The organism is Herbaspirillum sp. CAH-3, assembly GCF_009668275.1.
Lineage (GTDB): Bacteria > Pseudomonadota > Gammaproteobacteria > Burkholderiales > Burkholderiaceae_D > Herbaspirillum > Herbaspirillum aquaticum.
Window position 1 is genome coordinate 90793 of record NZ_VSWE01000001.1, and the last position, 21301, is coordinate 112093.

General features: G+C 60.8%; 23 protein-coding genes. 19 read left to right on the forward strand and 4 right to left on the reverse strand.

Features of this window, described 5'->3' with window-relative positions; genetic code table 11:
* The first annotated feature begins 3 nt into the window (after window positions 1-3).
* The 14 genes from FYB76_RS00420 (at window position 4) to FYB76_RS00480 (ending at window position 10874) form a co-directional block, all read left to right on the forward strand.
* Complete coding sequence (locus FYB76_RS00420) at window positions 4-240, forward strand: hypothetical protein (RefSeq protein ID WP_154132319.1); 237 nt, start codon at window positions 4-6, stop codon at window positions 238-240.
* A gap of 667 nt (window positions 241-907) precedes the next feature.
* Window positions 908-1228, forward strand: coding sequence for a hypothetical protein (locus FYB76_RS00425; RefSeq protein WP_154132320.1), 321 nt, complete (start codon window positions 908-910; stop codon window positions 1226-1228).
* Between the two features lie 35 nt (window positions 1229-1263).
* Window positions 1264-1755: a hypothetical protein gene (locus tag FYB76_RS00430; RefSeq protein WP_154132321.1), complete on the forward strand. Its 492-nt coding sequence runs from the start codon at window positions 1264-1266 to the stop codon at window positions 1753-1755.
* A 559-nt stretch (window positions 1756-2314) separates the two neighbouring features.
* Entirely contained in the window at window positions 2315-2752 is a 438-nt protein-coding gene (locus FYB76_RS00435; protein ID WP_154132322.1) for a hypothetical protein, read from the forward strand.
* A 165-nt stretch (window positions 2753-2917) separates the two neighbouring features.
* Entirely contained in the window at window positions 2918-3181 is a 264-nt protein-coding gene (locus tag FYB76_RS26535; RefSeq protein ID WP_195724542.1) for a YrhB domain-containing protein, read from the forward strand.
* Between the two features lie 25 nt (window positions 3182-3206).
* Entirely contained in the window at window positions 3207-3800 is a 594-nt protein-coding gene (locus FYB76_RS00445; RefSeq protein WP_349294232.1) for an O-acetyl-ADP-ribose deacetylase, read from the forward strand.
* Between the two features lie 14 nt (window positions 3801-3814).
* Entirely contained in the window at window positions 3815-4228 is a 414-nt protein-coding gene (locus FYB76_RS00450) for a hypothetical protein (RefSeq protein WP_195724543.1), read from the forward strand.
* Window positions 4225-4659, forward strand: coding sequence for a hypothetical protein (locus tag FYB76_RS00455; protein WP_154132325.1), 435 nt, complete (start codon window positions 4225-4227; stop codon window positions 4657-4659). The genes FYB76_RS00450 and FYB76_RS00455 overlap by 4 nt, the downstream gene beginning before the upstream one ends.
* Window positions 4660-4775: 116 nt before the next feature.
* A complete protein-coding gene (locus tag FYB76_RS27060; RefSeq protein ID WP_370516278.1) occupies window positions 4776-4955 on the forward strand; it encodes a DUF6572 domain-containing protein in 180 nt (59 codons plus the stop codon).
* Window positions 4956-5311: 356 nt separating this feature from the next.
* Window positions 5312-6379: an ABC transporter substrate-binding protein gene (locus FYB76_RS00460; RefSeq protein ID WP_154132326.1), complete on the forward strand. Its 1068-nt coding sequence runs from the start codon at window positions 5312-5314 to the stop codon at window positions 6377-6379.
* A 91-nt stretch (window positions 6380-6470) separates the two neighbouring features.
* Window positions 6471-7991: a sugar ABC transporter ATP-binding protein gene (locus tag FYB76_RS00465; RefSeq protein ID WP_220405561.1), complete on the forward strand. Its 1521-nt coding sequence runs from the start codon at window positions 6471-6473 to the stop codon at window positions 7989-7991.
* Window positions 7988-8962, forward strand: a complete 975-nt coding sequence (locus FYB76_RS00470) for an ABC transporter permease (protein WP_088754118.1) — start codon at window positions 7988-7990, stop codon at window positions 8960-8962. Before FYB76_RS00465 ends, FYB76_RS00470 begins: the two co-directional genes overlap by 4 nt.
* Complete coding sequence (locus FYB76_RS00475) at window positions 8959-9921, forward strand: ABC transporter permease (RefSeq protein WP_154132327.1); 963 nt, start codon at window positions 8959-8961, stop codon at window positions 9919-9921. The genes FYB76_RS00470 and FYB76_RS00475 overlap by 4 nt, the downstream gene beginning before the upstream one ends.
* A 35-nt stretch (window positions 9922-9956) precedes the next feature.
* The gene (locus FYB76_RS00480) at window positions 9957-10874 is read left to right on the forward strand and encodes an SMP-30/gluconolactonase/LRE family protein (protein WP_154132328.1); all 918 of its coding nucleotides are present in this window, start codon (window positions 9957-9959) and stop codon (window positions 10872-10874) included.
* 24 nt (window positions 10875-10898) lie between these two features.
* Here the strand turns inward: FYB76_RS00480 and FYB76_RS00485 are convergent, their stop codons facing one another.
* Window positions 10899-11789, reverse strand: coding sequence for a DMT family transporter (locus tag FYB76_RS00485; protein ID WP_088754121.1), 891 nt, complete (start codon window positions 11787-11789; stop codon window positions 10899-10901).
* Window positions 11790-11972: 183 nt separating this feature from the next.
* Here FYB76_RS00485 and FYB76_RS00490 point away from each other — a divergent pair, with 183 nt between their 5' ends.
* Window positions 11973-12767, forward strand: a complete 795-nt coding sequence (locus tag FYB76_RS00490) for a helix-turn-helix domain-containing protein (RefSeq protein ID WP_154132329.1) — start codon at window positions 11973-11975, stop codon at window positions 12765-12767.
* 77 nt (window positions 12768-12844) lie between these two features.
* On the opposite strand, the gene FYB76_RS00495 is transcribed toward FYB76_RS00490, so the two are convergent.
* Complete coding sequence (locus tag FYB76_RS00495; RefSeq protein ID WP_154132330.1) at window positions 12845-14146, reverse strand: D-amino acid dehydrogenase; 1302 nt, start codon at window positions 14144-14146, stop codon at window positions 12845-12847.
* A gap of 151 nt (window positions 14147-14297) precedes the next feature.
* Here FYB76_RS00495 and FYB76_RS00500 point away from each other — a divergent pair, with 151 nt between their 5' ends.
* From FYB76_RS00500 to FYB76_RS00510, 3 genes are all read left to right on the forward strand, one after another.
* Window positions 14298-14786, forward strand: a complete 489-nt coding sequence (locus FYB76_RS00500) for an Lrp/AsnC ligand binding domain-containing protein (protein ID WP_026051927.1) — start codon at window positions 14298-14300, stop codon at window positions 14784-14786.
* Between the two features lie 286 nt (window positions 14787-15072).
* Window positions 15073-17400, forward strand: a complete 2328-nt coding sequence (locus FYB76_RS00505; RefSeq protein ID WP_154132331.1) for an FdhF/YdeP family oxidoreductase — start codon at window positions 15073-15075, stop codon at window positions 17398-17400.
* Window positions 17401-17411: 11 nt separating this feature from the next.
* Window positions 17412-17696, forward strand: a complete 285-nt coding sequence (locus tag FYB76_RS00510; RefSeq protein WP_229296836.1) for a helix-turn-helix domain-containing protein — start codon at window positions 17412-17414, stop codon at window positions 17694-17696.
* Window positions 17697-17748: 52 nt separating this feature from the next.
* Here FYB76_RS00510 and FYB76_RS00515 read toward each other — a convergent pair whose 3' ends face one another.
* Window positions 17749-19191, reverse strand: coding sequence for a PLP-dependent aminotransferase family protein (locus FYB76_RS00515; RefSeq protein ID WP_088754125.1), 1443 nt, complete (start codon window positions 19189-19191; stop codon window positions 17749-17751).
* Window positions 19192-19249: 58 nt separating this feature from the next.
* On the opposite strand from FYB76_RS00515, the gene FYB76_RS00520 reads away from it, so the two are divergent.
* Window positions 19250-19921, forward strand: a complete 672-nt coding sequence (locus FYB76_RS00520) for a glutathione S-transferase family protein (protein WP_154132333.1) — start codon at window positions 19250-19252, stop codon at window positions 19919-19921.
* A gap of 20 nt (window positions 19922-19941) precedes the next feature.
* Here FYB76_RS00520 and FYB76_RS00525 read toward each other — a convergent pair whose 3' ends face one another.
* The gene (locus FYB76_RS00525; RefSeq protein WP_154132334.1) at window positions 19942-21288 is read right to left on the reverse strand and encodes an ATP-binding protein; all 1347 of its coding nucleotides are present in this window, start codon (window positions 21286-21288) and stop codon (window positions 19942-19944) included.
* Between the last annotated feature and the right edge of the window lie 13 nt (window positions 21289-21301).

The following is a 21301-nucleotide window of genomic DNA, read 5'->3' on the forward strand; positions in this document are numbered from 1 at the left end:
AAAATGATACCTAATGAAGATAACTGGGATGATTTTCCTGGTCTCGCTGAAAAGAACCTAAATTGGATTGCTAATCACACTGGCGAAAAGCACATTCTCTTTGTTCTCGAATCTAATTCAACTTGGAAGATTAGATTGAATGATTTTCCAGAAGAGCCAATGTATACGCTGATCGTTGAAGAGAAAGAAATACTTAACTTTACCGATTGGCCAGATAGCTGGAAAGAAGTTCAACCATAAGTTGATCTGGTTAATTGGTTCAACGGAGCCAACAATGAGACAAAACTATAAAAAAAGTATTTTTCGGATTTTGTGTGTGATGGCAATCTTTATCTGCGCAATGTTATGTCTTGTTGCAGTAATCGATCTGTTTGTCGCACCGATCCTGAAAGAACTATTGCTAGATCCACTAGTACGAGATTGGTGCGGCGTATTCACGCGGTGCGCCAGTCAAACACAAGTGACCTTCGTTGAACACGTAACGTCGACTGCATTCTGGAAAAGCATAGATAGTGTAGACATTGAGCACCGGTTAAAGAGTGCAGGATTTTTTGGTGCACTAATCGGATTTGGATTTGTCGCGATATCGTTCTGTCGACGTCGACCATGAAATAAATTCAATGAGATTGGAACGGGTGCCTAGAGTGGTATTTTGCTGGCCATATAATCCTGAAAATAAATTTTTAAGGGGGCGAAGCCATGAAGAAGATCGCACATATCTGAATGGACTGGCCCGCGTGGGGAATCTACGTTCGTATCTGCTCATCCAGAAATAGTCCCGATCCTAGGGAGTAAAGGGGGCGTATAAAAAGGCTTGCCCAGACTTTACTTTCATTGCTGCGGCAGAGGTCCAGATACCCGAGATGGAGGGTAGCCGCACTGCAAATTTTGCACAGGCGAATTTGCCGTGGCAAAACAACTCAGACTCTTTCAACAGGCTAGAAAGCGCCTGGTGCATCCGGGGCTATTCAAGATGAGAATAATTGAGAACGGAAATTTTGTAAGATACTTTAGATTATCGATATTCCTAAGCGGAGTATTTCTGATTTATTTTGGCCTTGACTTGGAGGGCTGGAACTCGACCCTAAGATTGGCGATGGTTTTAATCGGAATAGTTTTCTCTTCTTTAGGCGGTTATGCCTCTCAAGCGAATTTGTTGCAAATCAGGCCGTTCAAAACCGGATATGAAAAGGCACGAAAGAGTTGCGACCAAGATAATTTATTGTGAGGCCTGTAGTAATTTTGTGTTTGCCCCAGAAATTTATGCTCGCGATCAAAAGCTTGAATTTTCCTGGGTTTTTGAAGTCCTGCGATGCAATCCTTTGGGTAAATGCAATGCGTAAAGAAACAAGTCTCGGCGGATTTATGATTGATGCTGGAGGCATTCGCCATCAGTTGCCTAGCATCTTGAATCCCGATGGTGCAGATACTGAAGATGTCTTGAGCACTATATCTGTCACGGGAAAAGGCGTCTTGGTAATGCGGCGCAAACCAGCTCCAGAATTCGGTCCTTACGAATTGGCTGTCTATATTGATTCCGGAAGGTTCCTGCTGATGCTCAATATAAACGACGCTGATGGTGGCCACAGCGTTGAAACAATATCAAATGAAACTATGCCGAATGACCTGGTAGTGATCCTGGGAGAGAAATTCCCTGCCAGGGCGGTCACACACGACGCAGGTTTTGTTTGTTCCGCTTTTAGGGAGTTTGCCGATACCGGCAATGTTTTGATGGATCGCTATCGAAGTTCTTGACGCAGTGGTCGAACCTGATTGGCGAGGAGGTGTATGACCGCTCGCTAGATAGGGTATGGCTACGTGTCAAACCGATCGCATCGTTGCTTAACCGTCCGCATCAAAATCTTTACACAAGTTTCTGTACAGGCCTCTTCTGCGATGAAAACTTGAATGCGCAGCTGATCGGATAAAAATCTTTTCTGTTGACGAATTTGGTTCGGTACTGAAGAGCTGGATTGCTCGGATTTGTATGGTATTTGCGTGCGTTCCTCCGTGCTAGGTAGCGCGTCCCCGTTATTGCAACTCTACAGATACAAGTTGTGTGATCCGGCGCTTTACGGAAGAGCTATCGATATCGCTTGCAGGAGAAAGAGGTATTGCTATACCCCAAGGGGGGCATTGATCGGATGGACTTAGGTAGGCGATGATGGAATGCCAAAACGTGCTCGGCAAATCGAGTGCGATGAAGACGATTGCTATCTGTTTGAACTGATGTAAAGAAGAACGGTAAAGACTGCGGCACCCGCTTAGACATGTTGATGATATCCGAGCTAGTTTCAAGCGCTGAGAGCAACTGATGGCGTTGAACCCTGAACAGATAACAAATCGCCTCGTGGCTGTATTAATGCCTATTCTCCTGGCAGGTTTTCTTTACGGGATTGTAACGGGGAAAAACGTTGGACCAACGCATAAGCAGATGAAGATAATGAAGGCAGAAATGAAATGGATCATGCAAGAGCAAAATGCGAACCTGCAAATTCATTCCAATCGCGAACTCTCCAAGTCCGGCGTAGCGTCCGCCAACCTGATCGTCGATCCTGAGCTATGGCGCTCGCCGTCCAAAGAGAATTTTGAATCGCACGGATGGACACTCTTGTCCAAGGGAACGTATTGCAAAGAGGGTATTCAGTTGGAGATCCATTCAAGCCTTTATATGGGAAAGGCAGCAGTCTATGTTTCGATGAGATACGATGCGGTGACTTCTGATGCCTGTAAGGTCCTCGCTTCTCCCTGATTATCTATGTCCATATTCACCGCATTTTTGCGGGGAGAAAGTTTGGCTAAGAGTTGCGGGCCATCTGCGAGGATGCCCGTATTAAATCTTGCAAATCGTCTTGGACCAATATCATCCGCGCGAGCGACATCACGAATTGAATCTCAGACGATTAAGAGGGCTTGCATGAGCATTGATTTTGCAGTCGCAAAGCGAATGGCATTGACTCATCTTGAACAACTTTCCAAAGCATCGGACGGTGTTACCTACGCGCTATTGGAATCGCATATTCGGGAAGAGAGTGATGGCTGGTATTTTCCTTATCAATCTGAGAAATACCTGCTGACGGGGCATTTCGGAGACTCCCTGGTAGGGAACTGGCCAATATTTGTCAGCCGCACGGGTGACTTTGCAGGCCCTCGACGGCCAGGAATGTTTCCACAGACCTGAGGCCAGCGTTCGAAGAGAAAGCCGGATGACATCGAAGATCGATGCAGAGAAAATCCAATCAGCTATCGAGGATGTTCCAATGATTGAAATGAATATCGCAAGAGGGGACATCACCCTCATTCCGGCTGACGTCATCGTCAACGCTGCCAACAGCTCGTTGCTGGGAGGCGGCGGTGTCGACGGTGCCATCCACCGTAAAGGTGGGCCGGACATACTGGATGAATGCAAGAAAATCAGAGCCCGGCAAGGAGGATGCAGCGTGGGGGATGCTGTCGTCACGACCGCCGGAAAGCTGCCCGCGAAATACGTCATTCACGCCGTTGGGCCGACCTGGCAGGGCGGCGAAAAGGGCGAGCCTGAGCTTCTGCGGAAGACTTATCTCGCCTGCCTGCAGGTGGCCAGGTCGCTCAAGGTCGAGAGTATTTCATTTCCCAATATTTCGACCGGGACCTATCGCTTCCCCAAGCCACTTGCGGCCGCCATCGCGCTGGAAGCTGTTCGTTCTTTTCAGAGCGAGGCGGGCACTCTCAAGACGATCAACTTTGTCTGCTTTGAAGAAGACAGCTACCAACAATATCGGGATTTGCTGGCTGGGCAGGGACCTGATGTTCGCGAATGAAGCGGCAGCTGAAAATGAAAGTCAAATTTGTAAGGCTACGAACTCCCGAGTCAGGAGTGGACGATTCCAGCTTCGAGCTGGGTAAGGTCTATCTGGTGTTCGGCATTCAATTCCAGCCCGGAGGCCGGTCGCCACTGGTCACTGTTCAGCGCGATACCGACAAGACACCGGTGATGAGAGAGTTGCAGTACTTCGAAGTGGTCGATTCAACGGTGCCTGACGAGTGGTGTCTGTTTGACTTCGGTGGCGGCGTTTATAGGCTTGAGCCAAAAGAATTCGGCGGAGATTTCTGGGATCGATTTCATGATGCTGATGAGGATGCAGAAAAAACGTTCGAGCGGGTGGTGGAGAAGATCAATGCCGCGAGTATTCCTGTCCACTGCCGGATAGCCTGCATGACAGGCAAAGATCAAAGGAGCACAAATTGAAGGACGTCAAAGACTTCATCCTCTCAGGAACGCTGACGCCGGGGGCGCTCGTCAGCGTTTCAGGTTGGCTCGTAGATCGCCCCGAGGGACTATTCATCCTTGGCGACCATTTCCCTGGAGACTACGACTTTCCATACAGGCTGAGATTGGTCAACGGGAATATCATGTACGTCATCCTCAGATTCGTGCCTTGTCTCGGAGGAGGGCGATCCAGTTTGTTCTATCGATCCGTGATCACTGGCACGTTCACTGACGAAGGCGAAATTTTCGCCACAGGGTTGAGCGTCCAGGCGGACCAATCAAAAGAAGACATGCTCAAATTGGATATCTCCGAAAAATCAGTCTCTCACTGGGTTGCTCAATTCGGAGATTATTCATTCGATTATTTGCGTAAAGTGCCAGGGGATTGGATGGACGCCTGCTCGTCATAAATTTTCTTTTGCATCCAGCGTCTTGATGCCTGTGGATGCTCTGCTTGAAAATCCGCGTTATGCCTAGCAGAAGTCCGGAGGATCAGGCCTGGATACAAGAAATTGATGGACCTTGAATGTCAGTGCTAAATAAGGATGTGATTGACTCTATCGGAATCAATATTGAAACTGGTTCAGTTCTCTTGATTAATTCGGACCATTTGGGCTGGGCGGAGGAGACCCAATTGCATCTATCATTCAAAAGAAGACCCGCCCGAACCGGATGTCTCCGGATTAGCGCTGGCGCAATGAAATGAACATTCTTTCCCGGCAGCGACCACCAGCCATCCCGGGCGAGTGAGACGCCCCTATGAAGCTCTGCACCCCGATAACAGCCCGACAAAATCAGAAAATTCATATCCCCCTTCATCTCAAATCCTCACAAGTCCCGCAGTCCACCCACCCCGCGAGAACCAATCCCCCAAAACCCCACTCCTATCTCAGCGTCCGGCCATGTGGTCTGACCATTTGACATCCCTGACCCTGCTCTCTAGAATAAATCGTCATACAAGTTGACCTCTGAACGACGAGGCCATCGTTTCATATAAGAAGAATTAGCAGCAAAACGCGGACGCGCAGCAAGTCCGCTTTGATAGCCAACAACGGAGACAATATGAACGCATCTGTACGGCGCCGCGGCGTCGGGCTGCATCTCGCGGCCATCGCAGCCACTTCGGCCACCCTCATCCTCGGCACCGGCCATGCCAACGCGCAAGTCGCCACCGGCGATACCTCGCAAGCCAAGATCGCCCTGTCCAACAACTACGCAGCCAATGCCTGGCGCCAGTCCATGCTCAAGACCTGGGCCGCGACCGCCGACGATGCCGTCAAACGCAAGCTGGTGGCCGCCGCTCCCGCCTTCACCACCTCCGAGAACCAGCCCACCGAACAGGCCCAGCAGATCCAGAACCTGATCCTGCAAGGCTACAAGGCCATCGTGGTCGATGCCGCCTCTCCCACGGCCCTCAACGGCACCATCAAGAAAGCCTGCGCCGCCGGCGTGGTGGTGGTCTCCTATGACGGCGTGGTCACCGAGCCCTGCGCCTATCGCGTTACCTTCGATTTCCGCAAGATGGGCGAACGCCAGGTCGACTACCTCGCCGAGCGTCTCAACGGCAAAGGCAACATCCTTGAAATCCGCGGCCTGGCCGGAGTATCGGTCGATGGCGAAATCCACGCCGGCATCATGGATGGCCTCAAGAAGCATCCGGGCCTCAAGATGGTCGGCTCCGTCAACGGCGACTGGGCGCAGACCGTGGCCCAGAAGGCCGTGGCCGGCATCCTGCCGACCCTGCCCAAGATCGATGGCGTGGTCACCCAGGGCGGTGATGGCTTCGGCGTGGCGCAAGCCTTCAAGGCCGCCAATCGGGAGCTGCCCATCATCATCCTCGGCAACCGCGAGGACGAACTGCAATGGTGGAAGACCCAGATCCCCAGCGGCTACAAGACCTATTCCGCTTCCAATCCGCCTGGTGCGGTGACGGTGGCCTTCTGGGTGGCACAGCAGGTGCTGGCCGGAAAGAAGATCCCCAAGGATGTCGATATCGTCGCGCCGCTGCTCTACCTGACCCCGGAACAACTGCCGGATGCCCTGGCCAAGACGCCGCAGGGCGGGGTGGCGGATATCGGCTTCTCCCAGGCCGATACCGTCAAACTGCTCGATACGCCGAAGTCCAAGTAAGTCCTGTCCCGTCCCCGCGCAGACCGCCTCGCTGAAGGCGGCGCGCGGGCCATGGGCGCATCCACTGCCTCAAGAACACAGGTGATCCAGCGTGAACGCCAGCCATCCCCCCTCGGCCGCCTTGTGCAGCCTGTCGCATATCCGCAAGTCCTTTGGTCCCGTCAAGGCGCTGCAAGATGTGAGCGTGGACATCCAGCCCGGTGAATGCTGGGGCCTGGTCGGCCACAACGGCGCCGGCAAGTCCACCCTCATGAACGTGCTGGCCGGCGTGCTGCCCGGTGACGAAGGCCAGATCATCATCGACGGTCAGGCCCGGGACAATTACACCACGCAGGCCGCCTACCGGCTGGGCGTGCGTTGCGTCTTCCAGGAATTGTCCCTGTGCCAGAACCTCAACGTGGCCGAAAACCTCTGCGTGTTCCATCCGCAGCTCAAAGGCTGGGGCTGGCGGCGTCGCGCGCGCCGGCTGGTGACGGAGAAGCTCGATGAGATCTTCCCCGGCCACGGCATCCATCCCGATCGCATCGTCGGTGAACTCAGCATCACCCAGCGCCAGATGGTGGAAATCGCCTGCGCCTTCACGGTGGTCGATGCGCCGGTGCGCCTGCTCATCCTCGATGAACCCACCTCCAGTCTCGATGCGCAAACGGCGGCGCGGCTCACGGCCTACATCCGGCGGCGTCTTGAAGACGGCATGAGCCTGGTGTTCATCTCGCACATGCTGGGCGAGATCTTTGACTGCTGCAATCGCATCGCCGTCATGCGCGATGGACAGCTGGTCTTGCAGGACCACACCGCCCATCTCACGCGTGATGCGCTGGTCCACGCCATGGGCCACGCCGACCAGAAGCAGATCGAGCGTCAGGCCGAACAGCAGGCCCAGCAGGAATCCGAGTCCGCCGACGCACAAAGCCAGCAACTGCTCGAAGTGACGCTGCCGGCCTCCTCGCCGGTGCGCGCGCTGGGCGTGCGCCGTGGCCAGGTGGTCGGATTGTCCGGGCTGGCAGGGCAGGGGCAGACCGAGATGCTGATCCGGCTCTTCGAGCAATATCGGGGCAAGATGCGCGTGGCCTTCGTGGCCGGGGATCGCGCACGGGATGGCAACTTCCCGCTGTGGAGCATCCTGCACAACCTGAGCATCCGCGAGCTGCCGCATCTGGCGCGCGGCGGCGTGGTCGATCGTGCTGCCGAAGCCGAACTGGGCCGCCAGTGGCACGAGCGCGTGGCCATCCGCACGCCGGACCTGTCCAACAATATCCTCTCGCTGTCCGGTGGCAACCAGCAGAAGGTGCTGTTTGCGCGGGCCTTGTCGTCGGATGCGGAACTGATCCTGATGGACGATCCCATGCGCGGCGTGGACTTCGGCACCAAGGTCGACATGTATCGCCTCATCCGCGCAGAAGCGGCGCGCGGCCGCAGCTTCGTCTGGTACACCACCGAGAACGACGAGCTGGAATACTGCGATGCGACCTACGTCTTCTACCAGCAGCAGGTGACCCTGAAACTGGCCCGCCATGAACTCTCGGAGGAACGCATCATCGCCGCTTCCTTCGGCAACGTGCGCGCCGATGGCGGCACCGTCACACCCCCTCTCGAAGGAGCCCGCGCATGACTACGCTTGCCCGCACCACCGTGCGCGCGCGCAGCGGCCTGCTGTCGCGCCACGAGATCCAGACCCTGCTGCTGCCCATGGCCACGCTGGCCGTAGTGCTGGCACCGATCTTCTGGATCAATCCCAATACGATGAGTTATTTCGGCCTGGGCCTGCTGTTGAATCTGGCCGTGCCGATGATCCTGGCGAGCATGGCGCAGCTGTGCATCATCGCCGTCAATGACCTGGATCTGTCCATCGGTGCCTTCATCAGCCTGGTCTCCTGCATCGCCGTGACCTGGTTGCCGGAACGTCCGCTGCTGGGCGTGGCGGCGCTGGTGGCCTGCGTGCTGCTGTATGCGGCCATCGGCGCGCTGGTGGAGTTGTTCGACCTGCCCTCCATCGTGGTGACGCTGGGCCTGTCCTTCGTCTGGGGCGGCTGGGCGCTGATCCTCCTGCCCATGCCGGGCGGCGCCACGCCGCAATGGATTCAGGATGTGATGAACCTGGCCATTCCGGTCGTGCCCACGCCCATCGTCTATGCAGTCGTCATCGCGCTGTGCGGACACTGGTTCCTGATGCGTTCCTCGCTGGGCGTGCGGCTGCGCGGTGCCGGCGGCAATCCCAAGGCCATCGTGCGCAGTGGCGGTTCGGTGGTGCGCGCCAAGGCGCTGATGTATGGGCTGGCCGGCGTGCTGGGCATCCTCTCGGCGCTCACGCTGGTGGGCATCACCACTTCGGCCGATGCCAATATTGCCCAGCGCTACACGCTGATCTCGATTGCTGCCGTGATCCTGGGTGGCGGCAGTTTCATCGGCGGCAAGGTCTCGCCCATCGGCGCCACGCTGGGTGCGATCACGCTGGGGATTGCGGCCTCGTTCCTGTCTTTCCTCAACATCGCGCCGAAGTGGCAGATCGGTTTGCAGGGCGCGATCCTGATCATCGTATTGTCGATGCGCATCCTGCTGTCGGCACGGGGAGAACGTCAATGAGCGCCGCTCGTGCAACGATGGGGGCCGCGCTGCTGCAGCGGCCCTGGGTGTGGTCCTTCATGGGAGCGGCCTTGCTGTGGCTGGCCACGCTGGTGGTAGCGGGGCCGGAGGCGGCGTTCAATATCGGGTTGTCGGCGTTTTCTTTCGGGGCGCTGATGGTGCTGGTGGGGCTGGGGCAGATGCTGGTGGTGACCACCGGGCCGGGCAATATCGATCTCTCCATTCCTTCCACCATTGCGCTGGCCGGGGCGCTGGGCTTGCGCACCATGGGCGGCGAGGATGGCGGCATCCTGCTCGGGCTGCTGGTCACGCTCGGGGTGGGCATGGGTGTCGGGCTGGCCAATTACCTGCTGATCCGCCTGCTGCAGATTCCACCCATCATCGCGACCATGTCGTCGTCCTTCATTCTGCAGTCGCTGGCGATTCACGTGGGGCAGGGCCTCAAGATCACGCCGCCGCAATTGCTGGCCAGCTTTGCAACCGGATGGCTGCTGCACCTTCCGCAACTGGCCTGGCTGGTACTGGCCGTGGCGCTGGGGCTGGCCTGGATCCTGGGACGCACGTTGTTCGGCCGCTTCCTCTCGGCGGTCGGCCAGAATGCGCGCGCGGCCTGGCTGGCGGGCATCGGCGTGGAGCGCATCCGTTGCCTGTGCTACGTGCTGTGCGCGGTCTTTGCGGCGCTGTGCGCCTTGCTCATCGCCGGGTTCTCGGGCGGTGCCTCGCTCGACATGGGCAATGAATACCTGTTGATGTCGGTGGCCGTGGTGGTCATCGGCGGCACCAGCGTCACCGGTGGCCGGCCCAGCGTGGCCGGGATCTGGGGCGCGGCGCTGTTCCTGTATTTCACCAATACGCTGTTGAATGTGGTGGGCCTGTCGGCGGGCGAACGCTCGGTGCTGTCGGGCCTGATCATCATCGCCGTGATCGTCTGTTCCGGCCGCCGGCGCCAGTATCGCTGAGGCGTCCGCGTCAATTACACCGATAAGGAGAACGCATGTCCTTGCCCGATACCCCCTTCCAGTATTTCGATGCGCGCTTTCGCCGCATGGTCATCGACACCGCGCAGGTCGATCGTCTCTACCATGGCTGCCGCTGGGCCGAAGGCCCGGTGTGGCTGCCGGCCACGCAGGAGCTGATCTGGAGCGACATCCCCAACAACCGCCTGATGCGCTGGTCCGAGGGCGCGGGGGCGGGTGTATTTCGCCAGCCCTCCAACTTCAACAACGGCAATACGCTGGACCGCGAAGGCCGCATCGTTGGCTGCCTGCACGGTGGCCGTGCCGTGGTGCGCACCGAACACGATGGCAGCATCACTACCCTGGCCTCGCACTGGCAGGGCAAGCGCCTCAATTCGCCGAACGATGTCGTGGTCAAGTCCGATGGCTCGATCTGGTTCACTGATCCGGATTACGGCATCAACAGCGATTACGAAGGCTATCAGGCCGAGAGCGAAATCGGTGCGTGCAATGTCTATCGCATCGATGGCGACAGCGGTGACATCAGCATCGTCAGCAGCGATCTCGAGCGTCCCAATGGCCTGGCCTTCTCTACCGACGAAAGCCGCCTCTACATCGCCGATACCGGTCTCACCCACCGCGCGGGCGGCCCGCATCATATCCGCGTATTCGATGTGGTGGATGGCGTCACGCTCAAGGGCGGCGAGGTCTTCGCGACCATCGATCCAGGGCTGGCCGACGGTTTCCGGCTCGATGCCCACGGCAACATCTGGACCTCGGCCGGCGATGGCGTGCATTGCTATGCGCCCGATGGCACCTTGCTGGGCAAGATCCTGATTCCGGAAGTGGTGTCCAATGTGGTCTTCGGCGGGCCGCGCGGCAATCGCCTCTTCATCACTGCCACCACCTCGTTGTACGCGGTGTATCTGGCGGTCAACGGGGCAGTGCGGCCCTGATCGGCAGCAGGCGCGCCGCCCGCATCACTGGCCCGGTGTGCGCACCGGGCGCGTCTTTGTCATGGTCACGCCCAGTCCGGCCACGATGGCCACGGCACCGATCATCATCGACACCGACAGCGTCTCGCCCAGGATCCAAGCCGAGGCCAGAACACCAAACAACGGCGAGAGGGCATTGAGCATGAGCGCCTTCACGCCGAGGCGCGCGACCACCCAGTTGAACAAGGCCACGCTGACGATACTGACCAGCACGCCGTGATAGGCACTCTGCAGCAGCAGCGCCGACGCCGGCTTGCTGAAGGTCTGCGTGCCCAGCCACGGCAGTGCCAGCAGCATGCAGGCCAGAGACAGCACTTGCGTCAGCGCCACCGCATCCAGCGGCGCAATCTTCCAGGCCCGATTGAGCATCAGGTAACTCGACCACATCAGCGCCGAGAGCACGAACAGCAGGTCGCCCCGCCACGCCCCATCGGGCGCCAGCCCGCCACTGGCGAGGATGCCATTGAGCGCCACCAGCACCAGCCCCGCCAGCAGCAGCGCCACCCCCCACAGGGAGACGCGTTCACGCTGCCCGAGGGCGTAGCGGCCGATCGCCATGCCGAACAAGGGCGTCAAGGCCGGATGGATCAGCGCGCCGTGCGAAGCCGGTGCGTAGTTCACGCCCGCCACCAGCACCAGGCTGAACAAGGGACCCGACAGCAGGAACAGCACCAGCCCGCGTTTCCAGCCGACCCCGCACGCGCCCCGCAGCCCGCGCCGCCAGGCGAAGGGCAGGATCAGCACGCCGCTGGTGAGAAAGCGCATCAGCGTCGCATCCAGGGGCGTCAAGCCTTGCTGGAAGCCGTAGCGCGAGATCACGGGCTGTACGCCCCAGATCAGCGCGACCAGGATGCCGGAGAGGAGGGGAGGAGGCATGGCGAACTCGATGGATGAAAACCTTGGAGAAAAAACGTACAGTAGGGCAGGCCGGGTTGACTGACTTTCGTAGTTGGGTCAAGAATGTTTGAATTTACGCCAACCTGCGCGGCGCGCTTCGCGGTGGCGGAGTTTCCATCATCGGGCAGTCATCTTCGGATGTACGCCAAGCCGGACCAGACCATGCGCAAGCCTTCTCCCTCCCGTTCCCCCCTGCCCATCGACCGGGTCGACCGCATTGCCCGCCCCGTGGTGGCAGCCGGCGCCGACTATGCGCGCGGGTCGCTGCAGGCCTGGCACAGCCATCGCCGGGCGCAGTTGCTCTTCGGGCTGGGCGGCCTGATGCAGGTGGTCACGCAGGACGGCGCCTGGGTCGTGCCGCCGCAGCACGCGGTGTGGATTCCTTCCGGGCGCGAGCACCAGAGCCGCATGCTCTTGCCTGTCACCACCTGCAGCGCCTTCGTCGAGCCCGAACATGCGCCGCGCGCAGCGAAGACCTGCCAGGTGCTGGAGGTGCATCCGCTGCTGCGCGAGCTGCTCATCGAAGCCACCCGCATCGATCCGCACTACGCCCCCCATAGCCGGGAAGAGGCGCTGATACATTTGCTGCTCAAGGAGATCGGCCGGGCCCGCGAGATTCCCATACATGTGCCGCTGCCGCAGGAGGAGAAGCTGGGAGCGCTGTGCCGGGATTTCATGCGGGCGCCGTCGATCCGCTCGCGTCCGGCCGAGTGGGCGGCGCAATTGCACATGAGCGAGCGCAGCTTCACCCGCAAATTCCTGGCGCAGACCGGGATGGGCTTCCAGCAATGGCGGTTGCGCGCCTGTATCGTCAATGCGATTTCGCGGCTGGCGCTGGGGCATTCGGTGACGGCCATTGCCTATGACCTGGGCTATGAACAGCCGGCGACGTTTTCGACCATGTTCAAGCGGATGACGGGACACGTCCCCTCATCGCATCCGGCTGCGCGCGCATAAAAAAGGCCGGAGCAATTCACTCCGGCCAACCATTCTGCGAGGGATGCAGAAGAGACTATCGATACACGACGGGGCGATCAGGCCCCGGCCAGGCGCGGCGTCTGCACGTGGCTGCCCGAGGCCATGTAGCGCGCCACGGACAGGTCTTCATGGGCGATGGCAGGGCGGCGGCCCGAGATCAGGTCGGCCAGCAGCTGGCCCGAACCGCAGGACATGGTCCAGCCCAGCGTGCCGTGGCCGGTGTTGATGTACAGGTTCGGGACCGGGGTGGCACCGACCACGGGCGTGCCATCCGGGGTCATCGGGCGCAGGCCGGTCCAGAAGCTGGCTTGCTTGGTGTCGCCCGCGCCGGGGAACAGGTCATTGACCACCAGTTCCAGCGTGGCGCGGCGCTTGGCCTTGAGGGCCGTGTCATAGCCGACGATCTCGGCCATGCCGCCCACGCGGATGCGGTCGTCGAAACGGGTCACGGCGATCTTGTAGGTCTCGTCGAGGATGGTCGAGACCGGAGCGGCCGATGCATCGGTGATCGGCACGGTGATCGAGTAACCCTTGAGCGGATACACCGGGATGCCCGGCAGACCCGGGATGTCCCGCAGCAGTTGCGGCGAGTAGGAACCCAGGGCGACCACATAGCTGTCGGCTTGCACCAGCTCCTTGCCGCAGACCACGCCGGCAATCTTGCCGCCGGCCATGGTGAGGGCGTCGATCGAGACGCCATAGCGGAATTTCACGCCCAGTTGTTCGGCCATCTTGGCCAGGCGGGTGGTGAAGAGCTGGCAGTCGCCAGTTTCGTCATTGGGCAGGCGCAGGCCGCCGGTGAGCTTGCCGCGTACCTTTTCCAGGGCCGGTTCGGCACCGCCCAGTTGTTCCGGGGTCAGCAGTTCGAAGGGGACACCGGCTTCCTGCAGCACGGCGATGTCCTTGGCGGCGCCGTCGAGCTGTTCCTGCGAGCGGAACAGTTGCAGCGTGCCTTGCTGGCGGCCTTCATAGGGGATGCCGACGTCGGCACGCAGGTCGCGCAGGCAGTCGCGGCTGTATTCAGCCAGGCGCACCATGCGCTCCTTGTTGACGGCGTAGCGCTCGGCGTTGCAGTTGCGCAGCATCTGCCACATCCAGCGCAGCTGGTTCAAGGTGCCGTCCGGGCGGATGGCCAGCGGGGCGTGTTCCTGGAACATCCACTTGATGGCCTTCAAAGGGATGCCGGGCGCGGCCCAGGGCGAGGCGTAGCCGGGAGAGATCTGGCCGGCATTGCCGAACGAGGTCTCCAGCGCGGGGCCGGGCTGGCGGTCCAGCACGGTCACATCGTGACCGGCCCTGGCCAGATACCAGGCGCTGGTGACCCCGATGACACCGCTTCCAAGAATGACGACGCGCATGCTGAACTCCCCGTTTCGTTGATGCCGCTGCAAAAGGCTGTTGGATTAGAAGATTCAGCTATCATATGGGTGAATAAATAGTGTTTGTTCGCGTATTTATGGCTGATTTCATTAACGGTTCATGAAAATCGCGCTGAAACGGGAAAATTTCATGAGAACCCAGCAACAGTCCATCCGCACCCTCGACAAGCTCGATCACCGCATCCTGGCGGTGCTGCAAAAGGACGGCCGCATCTCCATGAAGGAGCTGGGCGAACAGGTCGGCCTGTCGGTCACGCCCTGCATCGAACGGGTCAGGCGCATGGAGCGCGATGGCGTCATCAGCGGCTATTACGCGCGCGTCAATCCCGAGTCATTGGGGGCAACCTTGCTGGTCTTCGTGGAGATCACGCTCAATCACAAGTCCGGCAACATGTTCGAGCAGTTCCGTCGCGAGGTGCTGCGCATTCCTGAAGTGCAGGAATGCCACCTGGTCTCGGGCGACTTCGACTACCTCATCAAGGCGCGCATCCGCGGCATGGCGGAATACCGCAAGCTGCTGGGCGACATCCTGCTGCAGCTGCCGGGAGCGGCGCAGTCCAAGAGCTATGTGGTGATGGAAGAGATCAAGGAAACGCTGGCATTGCCGCTGGATGACTGAGCGCGACTGAGCAGGACTGAGCACGACCGAGCGCGCGGGGCAATCACGGGGCTGGAAGGAACCTGGACAGATTGGCGTACGGATAACAGTACAGCGACCGGACAGTTACGGTACACAAAAGCGGACACCCGCGATTTCAGCTACTGTACAGATCGTCGGGAAGTCTTTGCGCATGCGGCTTGCAAGGCACTGTGCTTGAATCCGCCGGCGCTTCCTGTGCATTCCGGTCGGGGCCGGTGTGACCTAGACTTCACCTACACTGGACTCCACTCCGACCCGAGACATCATGCCTTCCAAACCAAGAATCGAGCAATACAATCAACCCGCAGGCGGCTGGGGCGCACTGAAATACGTGGCGCTGAACCTGGTCAAGGAACACGTGGCCGACGGCAAGGGTTTGCGTACCCTGTTGTCGCAGAACCAGCCTGACGGCTTTGATTGCCCCGGTTGCGCATGGCCGGACCGCGAACATACCTCCACTTTCGAATTCTGCGAAAACGGCGTCAAGGCCGTGGCCGCCGAAGCCACCAAGAAGCGCGTCACCCCCGAGTTCTTCGAGAAGCACACCGTCACCGAGCTGATGCAGCAATCGGATTACGAGCTGGAAGAACACGGCCGCCTGACCCATCCCATGGTGTATGACGCCGCCACCGACAAGTACAAGAAGATCGACTGGTCCGCCGCCTTCGAGCTGATGGCCAAGCACCTCAATGCCTTGCCCGATCCGGACATGGCGGACTTCTATGTGTCCGGGCGCGCCAGCAACGAAGCGGCGTTCCTGTTCCAGCTGTTTGTGCGCCAGTACGGTACCAACAATTTCCCCGACTGCTCCAACATGTGCCACGAGCCCACCAGCGTGGGCCTGCCGGGCACGGTGGGCATCGGCAAGGGCACGGTGCTGCTGGAAGACTTCGATCATTGCGACACGCTGCTGCTGTTCGGCCAGAACCCGGCCACCAACCACCCGCGCATGATGGGCGAGCTGCGCCACGCCTCCAAGCGCGGCGCCACCATCGTGGCCATCAACCCCTTGAAGGAACGCGGCCTGGAACGCTTTGCCGATCCGCAGAGCAAGGTCGAGATGCTGACCATGGGCAGCACCCGCATCAGTTCCATGTTCATCCACCCCACGCTGGGTGGCGACCTGGCGCTGATCAAGGGCGTCATCAAGCGCACCATCGAACTGGATGACGCGGCCAAGGCGGCCGGTGCCGAGCGCGTGATCGACGTCAAGTTCATCGAGGAACATACCGCCGGCTTCGAGGAATTCGCCGCCCAGGCGCGTGCCGAAAGCTGGGATGACATCGTGGCCGAGTCCGGCGTCTCCCGCGAGGACATCGAGAAACTGGCCCAGGTCTACGTCAAGGGCAAGGCAGTGATCGCCACCTGGGGCATGGGCCTGACCCAGCACAAGTACGCGGTGGCCACCATCCAGCTGTTGTCGAACATGATGATGCTGCGCGGGAACATCGGCCGCCAGGGCGCGGGCCTGTGCCCGGTGCGCGGCCACTCCAACGTGCAGGGCGACCGTACGGTGGGCATCGACGAGAAGCCGACCCCGGCTTTCCTGGATCGCCTGGAACAGGTGTTCGGTTTCAAGGCCCCGCGCCATCACGGCAATGACACGGTCGGTTCGGTCATGGCCATGCTGGAAGGCCGCACCAAGGTCTTCATCGGCCTGGGCGGCAACTTCGCCATGGCCACGCCCGATACGCCGCGCACCTTCGAGGCCATGCGTTCGTGCAACCTGACGGTGCACATCACCACCAAGCTCAACCGCAGCCACCTGGTGCATGGCAAGGATGCGCTGATCCTGCCGACCATGGGCCGCACCGAGATCGACGTACAGAAATCCGGTCCGCAGGGCGTGACGGTGGAAGATTCGATGAGCATGGTCCACGTCTCCTACGGCATCAACAAGCCGGCGTCGGAACACCTGATGTCGGAAACGGCCATCGTGGCGCACCTGGCCGAGGCCACCATGAAGTCGCGCAACAATGGTCCCAAGATCGACTGGCTGTGGTACGCCGAAGATTATTCGCGCATCCGCGACGCCATCGAGAAGGTGTATGACGCCTTCAAGGGCTACAACGAGCGCATCGCCAATCCGGGCGGCTTCCACCTGGGCGTGGCCTCGCGCGACCGCGTCTGGAAGACCGGCAGCGGCAAGGCCAACTTCATCGTCCATGAGATCCCCAAGGACACGCCCATCCATCGCGCCCGCGCGATCCATGGCGAGAAGCTGCTGACCTTGATGACCACCCGTTCGCACGACCAGTACAACACCACCATCTATGGTATGGACGACCGTTATCGCGGCGTGTTCGGCCAGCGCCGCGTGGTCTTCATCAACCCGGCAGACCTGCAGATGCTGGGTTTGAAGGATGGTGAATGGGTCGACATCACCAGCGTCTGGGATGACGGCGTGGAGCGCCGGGCCGATGGTTTCCTGCTGGTGGAATATGACATTCCGCGCGGTTGTATCGGCAGTTACTATCCCGAGACCAATCCGCTGGTGCCGCTGGAAAGCTTTGCCGACAAGGCGCGCACGCCGACTTCCAAGTCCATCCCGGTGCTGTTGTCGCGTTCGGCGGTGCAGCGTTCGGCAGCTTGATGGAGGCCGGCATGAGTGTGGCCGACATGCCCGCCCAGGAGGACGCCGACCTGCAGGCCCGCGCGCAGCAGATGGGCGTGCCGCCCGAAGTGCTGCTGATCGTGGAAACCCTGCAGGCCGATGCCGAAGAAAAGGAGGGCGGGGCGCTGTCGCTGGCGCGCTTGTCCAAGCGCACGCAATTGCGCATGAGTACCTTGCGGCGTTTCCTGTCGGCCCTGGAAGAAGCCGGGGTGGTGAAGGTCGAGATGAATGAGGATGGGACCGGCAGCGCGCGCTTGCTGGTGTCGCCTCAGTAAAAGCAGTATGCGGCGCGCCCGACGGTGCGCGCCGCAGCGTCGCCCTGCAATTTCACGCCGCCAGTTCTTCCACCAGTTTTCCTACCAGTTTCAAGGCCTGTTCGGTTTCCTTGGACCAGGCATAGCTGTAGTTCAGCCGAATGAAATGACTGTACCGGTTGGTCGCCGCAAAGATGCGCCCCGGTGCCACCGTGATCCCCAGCGCCAGGCTGCGGCGATACAGTTCCATTGCATCCACCCCCTGCGGCAACTCCACCCACAGCACATATCCGCCTTGCGGCTCGGACACCTGCGTGCCCGCCGGGAAGAAGCGCAGCACGAAGTGCCGCATCATGTCGCGCTGCTGCGCGAAGGCACGGCGCACGCGCCGCAGGTGGCGTTCGTAGCCGCCTTGCGTGAGGTATTCCGCGATGGCGCGCTGGGGCGCGGTCGGCGTGGCCAGCGTATTAAGGAACTTGAGTTTTTCCACCTGCGCCCGATAGCGCCCCGGCATGGCCCAGCCGATGCGGTAGGCCGAGGTCAGGCTCTTGGAAAACGAGGAACAGTGCAGCACCAGTCCCTGGCGGTCATAGTTCTTCAGCGACGAGGGATGGGCATTGCCGTAATACAGTTCGCTGTAGACGGCGTTTTCGATCAGCGGCATCTGGTGCTGTTCGGCCAGGCGTACCAGTCTTTCCTTTTCGCTGTCCGGCATCTGGAAACCCAGCGGATTCTGGAAGTTCGGCATCACCATGCAGGCCGCCACCGGCTGCGTCTTCATCCGCTCTTCCAGCACGCCGACATCGAGGCCGCGCTGCGGATCGGTCGGGATCTCCAGCGCCCGCATGCCCAGGCGCTCGATGGCGTGCAGCATGGCGTAGAAGGTCGGGGTCTCCACCGCGATGGTGTCGCCGGGACGGGCCACGGCTTGCAGGCAGAGATTGATGGCTTCGGTGGCACCGACGGTGACGACGATTTCTTCGGGATCGACCTTGAGGCCGTTTTCCAGATAGCGGCGCGCGATCTGGCGCAGCAGGTCCGGGTGGCCCGGGGGCAGGTCGTCGAACACGCTGGACTGGCTGGCGTGGCGCGCGATGCGGCCGGCATATTGCGCCAGCCGGTGCGAAGGGAACAGCGCCGGATTGGGATAGGGTGAGCCCAGCGGCACGGTGCCGTCCTGCTGGATGGTCTTGAGGGTCGCCAGCACCAGGCGGCTGACGTCGACCTCGGTGGATTCCTGCCAGGCCGGGTGATCGGCCTGGGAGGGCGTCTTGAGCACGGGAGGGGGCGGGGCCTCGGCCTGTTCGCGCACGAAGTAGCCGGACTGGGGCTGGCTCTCGATGATGCCCCGGCTTTCCAGCAGTTCGTAGGCGCGCACCACGGTAGTGACGCTGACCTTGTGCTGCTGGCTGGCGATGCGCACCGAGGCGATGCGCTCGCCCGGGCGCAAGACGCCCTCGCGGATGGAGGCCGCGAGCTGGTCGGCAAATTGTTTGTAAAGAGGCGTGACGGCCATGGGGCGGGTTTCTTGATGGTGTTAGAGTTGTCGCTTCGCATTTTACAAGGACCGCGCCATGATCACCGTGCATCACCTGAACAACTCCCGCTCCCAGCGCGTGCTGTGGCTGCTGGAAGAGCTGGGCCTGGACTACGAGATCAAGTTCTACCAGCGCGACCCCAAAACCATGCTGGCTCCGCCGGAGTTGCTGAAGGTGCATCCGCTGGGCAAGTCGCCCGTCATCACCGATGGCGAGCTGACGGTGGCCGAATCAGGCAATATCGTCGAATACCTGCTCGAACGCTACGGCGCCGACAGTGGCCTCCTGCCCGCGCCAGGGACGCCCGAGCGCCTGCGTTACCGCTACTGGCTGCACTTCGCCGAGGGCTCGGCCATGCCCTGGCTGCTGCTGGGGCTGATCTTCAGCAAGATGCCCAAGGCCGTACCGGCCCTGATCCGCCCGATCGCCCGGATGCTGGGCGACGGCATGCGCAGCCGCGTGGTGGCACCGCAGGTCGAGCGGCAGATGCGCTACATGGAGGCCGAACTGGAGAAGGACGGCTGGTTCGCCGGCAAGAGCATCACCGGGGCCGACATCCAGATGAGTTTCCCGGTGGAGGGCATGCGCGCGCGGGGCGGACTCGACGGGCGCTATCCCAACCTGCTCAAGTTCCTCGAAGCCATCCATGCGCGCCCGGCCTACCAGCGTGCGCTGGAGAAGGGCGGGCCTTACGAGCTGCTGCGCTGAGGCCTGTGCATCGCCCCGGTTCAGGCCGGCAGGCTGATGCAGGCTTGCAGGCCACGGTCGCCCGGCTGGCGGCGGTTGCGCAGTTCCAACCGGCCACCATGGGCCTCGATGCAGGAACGGGCGATCGCCAGGCCCAGGCCGAAGTTGCTGCCGGAGCGTGCCGGATCGAGGCGTACGAAGGGTTTGAAGACTTCCTGCAAGTGTTCCTCCGCAATGCCGGGGCCGTCATCATCGACGAGGATGGACAGGCTGCCGTCTTGCTCCATGCTCAATGACAATCTCGCCCGCTGGCCGTGGCGTACGGCGTTGTCCACCAGGTTCGACAGCGCCCGCTTGAGATGCACAGGCCGGCAGCGATAGGGCAGGGGGCCGGCGTGCCGCGCCACGGTTTGGTGCCTTGCGTTGTCCTGTACTATCTTCCGCGCATTTTTCTGCACAGTTATCTGTACATCATGGCCGTGCTCGGCGTGCTCCTGCGCAAGTTCCTGCAGCAAATCGGCCAGGTCGATTTCCCGCGTGACTTCGGTATGTGCATCATCCCGTGCGAAGCGCACGGTCTCTTCCACCATCACCCGCATCTCGTCGAGGGTACGGATCATCGCCTTGCGCAGGGCAGTGTCGTCGACCAGTTCCGCACGCAGGCGCAATGAGGTGATCGGCGTACGCAGGTCATGGCTGATGGCCGCCAGCATGCGGGTGCGGTCCTCGACAAAGCGGCGCAGACGTTGCTGCATCAGGTTGAAGGCCGCGGTGACCTCGCGCGCTTCTTGCGGACCGGTCAGCGGCAGTGGCGCCACCTCCTCGCCGCGGCTCACCCGTTCTGCCGCCTGGGCCAGTGCGTTGACCGGACGCAGGATACGGCGCAGGAACAAGGCCACGATCAGCAACACCGGCAGGGTACTTACGGGGACTGAAAATCGCAGTGGCCGGACCCAGCCCTGCGTGATCAAGGGCTGCTGCTGCGTGTTGACCCACAGGCCCGCTGGCGTACGCAGCGCGATGCGCAGGAGGGCCGGGCCGTCGTCGGCTTCGCGCAGGCTGATGCGCAGCGCCTCTGGCTGCAGGCCCAGTTGCGCCTGCAGCCGCTGGCGCAGCAGGTCCTGGTCCCGGCCCTCCTCATGGGCGGCATCGATCTGCGGATCCGGATCGAGTCGGTAGCGCGAGTCGCCGTCGCTGGCACGTGCCAGTGCCTCCTGCGCTTGCGCCGCCGGCAACTGAGCCAGGCGCCAGGCCACGGCGGCGTGCTCGGCCATCTGGTCGCGCGAGATGACGTGGATGCGCGTGCCATTCGGTTGCACCAGCACCAGCCCGATCAGGTGTGCCGCCACCAGGCCCAGCAGCAGCAGGGCTAGCAACTGTGCGGTCATGCTGCGCGGCCAG

What these genes read in the sequence shown, in the direction of transcription:
- FYB76_RS00420 (WP_154132319.1), top strand. Translation starts at nt 4, where the DNA reads ATGATACCTAATGAAGATAACTGGGATGATTTTCCTGGTCTCGCTGAA.
- FYB76_RS00430 (WP_154132321.1), top strand. Translation starts at nt 1,264, where the DNA reads ATGCTCGCGATCAAAAGCTTGAATTTTCCTGGGTTTTTGAAGTCCTGC.
- FYB76_RS00435 (WP_154132322.1), top strand. Translation starts at nt 2,315, where the DNA reads ATGGCGTTGAACCCTGAACAGATAACAAATCGCCTCGTGGCTGTATTA.
- FYB76_RS26535 (WP_195724542.1), top strand. Translation starts at nt 2,918, where the DNA reads ATGAGCATTGATTTTGCAGTCGCAAAGCGAATGGCATTGACTCATCTT.
- FYB76_RS00445 (WP_349294232.1), top strand. Translation starts at nt 3,207, where the DNA reads ATGACATCGAAGATCGATGCAGAGAAAATCCAATCAGCTATCGAGGAT.
- FYB76_RS00450 (WP_195724543.1), top strand. Translation starts at nt 3,815, where the DNA reads ATGAAAGTCAAATTTGTAAGGCTACGAACTCCCGAGTCAGGAGTGGAC.
- FYB76_RS27060 (WP_370516278.1), top strand. Translation starts at nt 4,776, where the DNA reads ATGTCAGTGCTAAATAAGGATGTGATTGACTCTATCGGAATCAATATT.
- FYB76_RS00460 (WP_154132326.1), top strand. Translation starts at nt 5,312, where the DNA reads ATGAACGCATCTGTACGGCGCCGCGGCGTCGGGCTGCATCTCGCGGCC.
- FYB76_RS00470 (WP_088754118.1), top strand. Translation starts at nt 7,988, where the DNA reads ATGACTACGCTTGCCCGCACCACCGTGCGCGCGCGCAGCGGCCTGCTG.
- FYB76_RS00475 (WP_154132327.1), top strand. Translation starts at nt 8,959, where the DNA reads ATGAGCGCCGCTCGTGCAACGATGGGGGCCGCGCTGCTGCAGCGGCCC.
- FYB76_RS00480 (WP_154132328.1), top strand. Translation starts at nt 9,957, where the DNA reads ATGTCCTTGCCCGATACCCCCTTCCAGTATTTCGATGCGCGCTTTCGC.
- FYB76_RS00485 (WP_088754121.1), bottom strand. Translation starts at nt 11,789, where the DNA reads ATGCCTCCTCCCCTCCTCTCCGGCATCCTGGTCGCGCTGATCTGGGGC.
- FYB76_RS00490 (WP_154132329.1), top strand. Translation starts at nt 11,973, where the DNA reads ATGCGCAAGCCTTCTCCCTCCCGTTCCCCCCTGCCCATCGACCGGGTC.
- FYB76_RS00495 (WP_154132330.1), bottom strand. Translation starts at nt 14,146, where the DNA reads ATGCGCGTCGTCATTCTTGGAAGCGGTGTCATCGGGGTCACCAGCGCC.
- FYB76_RS00500 (WP_026051927.1), top strand. Translation starts at nt 14,298, where the DNA reads ATGAGAACCCAGCAACAGTCCATCCGCACCCTCGACAAGCTCGATCAC.
- FYB76_RS00505 (WP_154132331.1), top strand. Translation starts at nt 15,073, where the DNA reads ATGCCTTCCAAACCAAGAATCGAGCAATACAATCAACCCGCAGGCGGC.
- FYB76_RS00510 (WP_229296836.1), top strand. Translation starts at nt 17,412, where the DNA reads ATGAGTGTGGCCGACATGCCCGCCCAGGAGGACGCCGACCTGCAGGCC.
- FYB76_RS00515 (WP_088754125.1), bottom strand. Translation starts at nt 19,191, where the DNA reads ATGGCCGTCACGCCTCTTTACAAACAATTTGCCGACCAGCTCGCGGCC.
- FYB76_RS00520 (WP_154132333.1), top strand. Translation starts at nt 19,250, where the DNA reads ATGATCACCGTGCATCACCTGAACAACTCCCGCTCCCAGCGCGTGCTG.
- FYB76_RS00525 (WP_154132334.1), bottom strand. Translation starts at nt 21,288, where the DNA reads ATGACCGCACAGTTGCTAGCCCTGCTGCTGCTGGGCCTGGTGGCGGCA.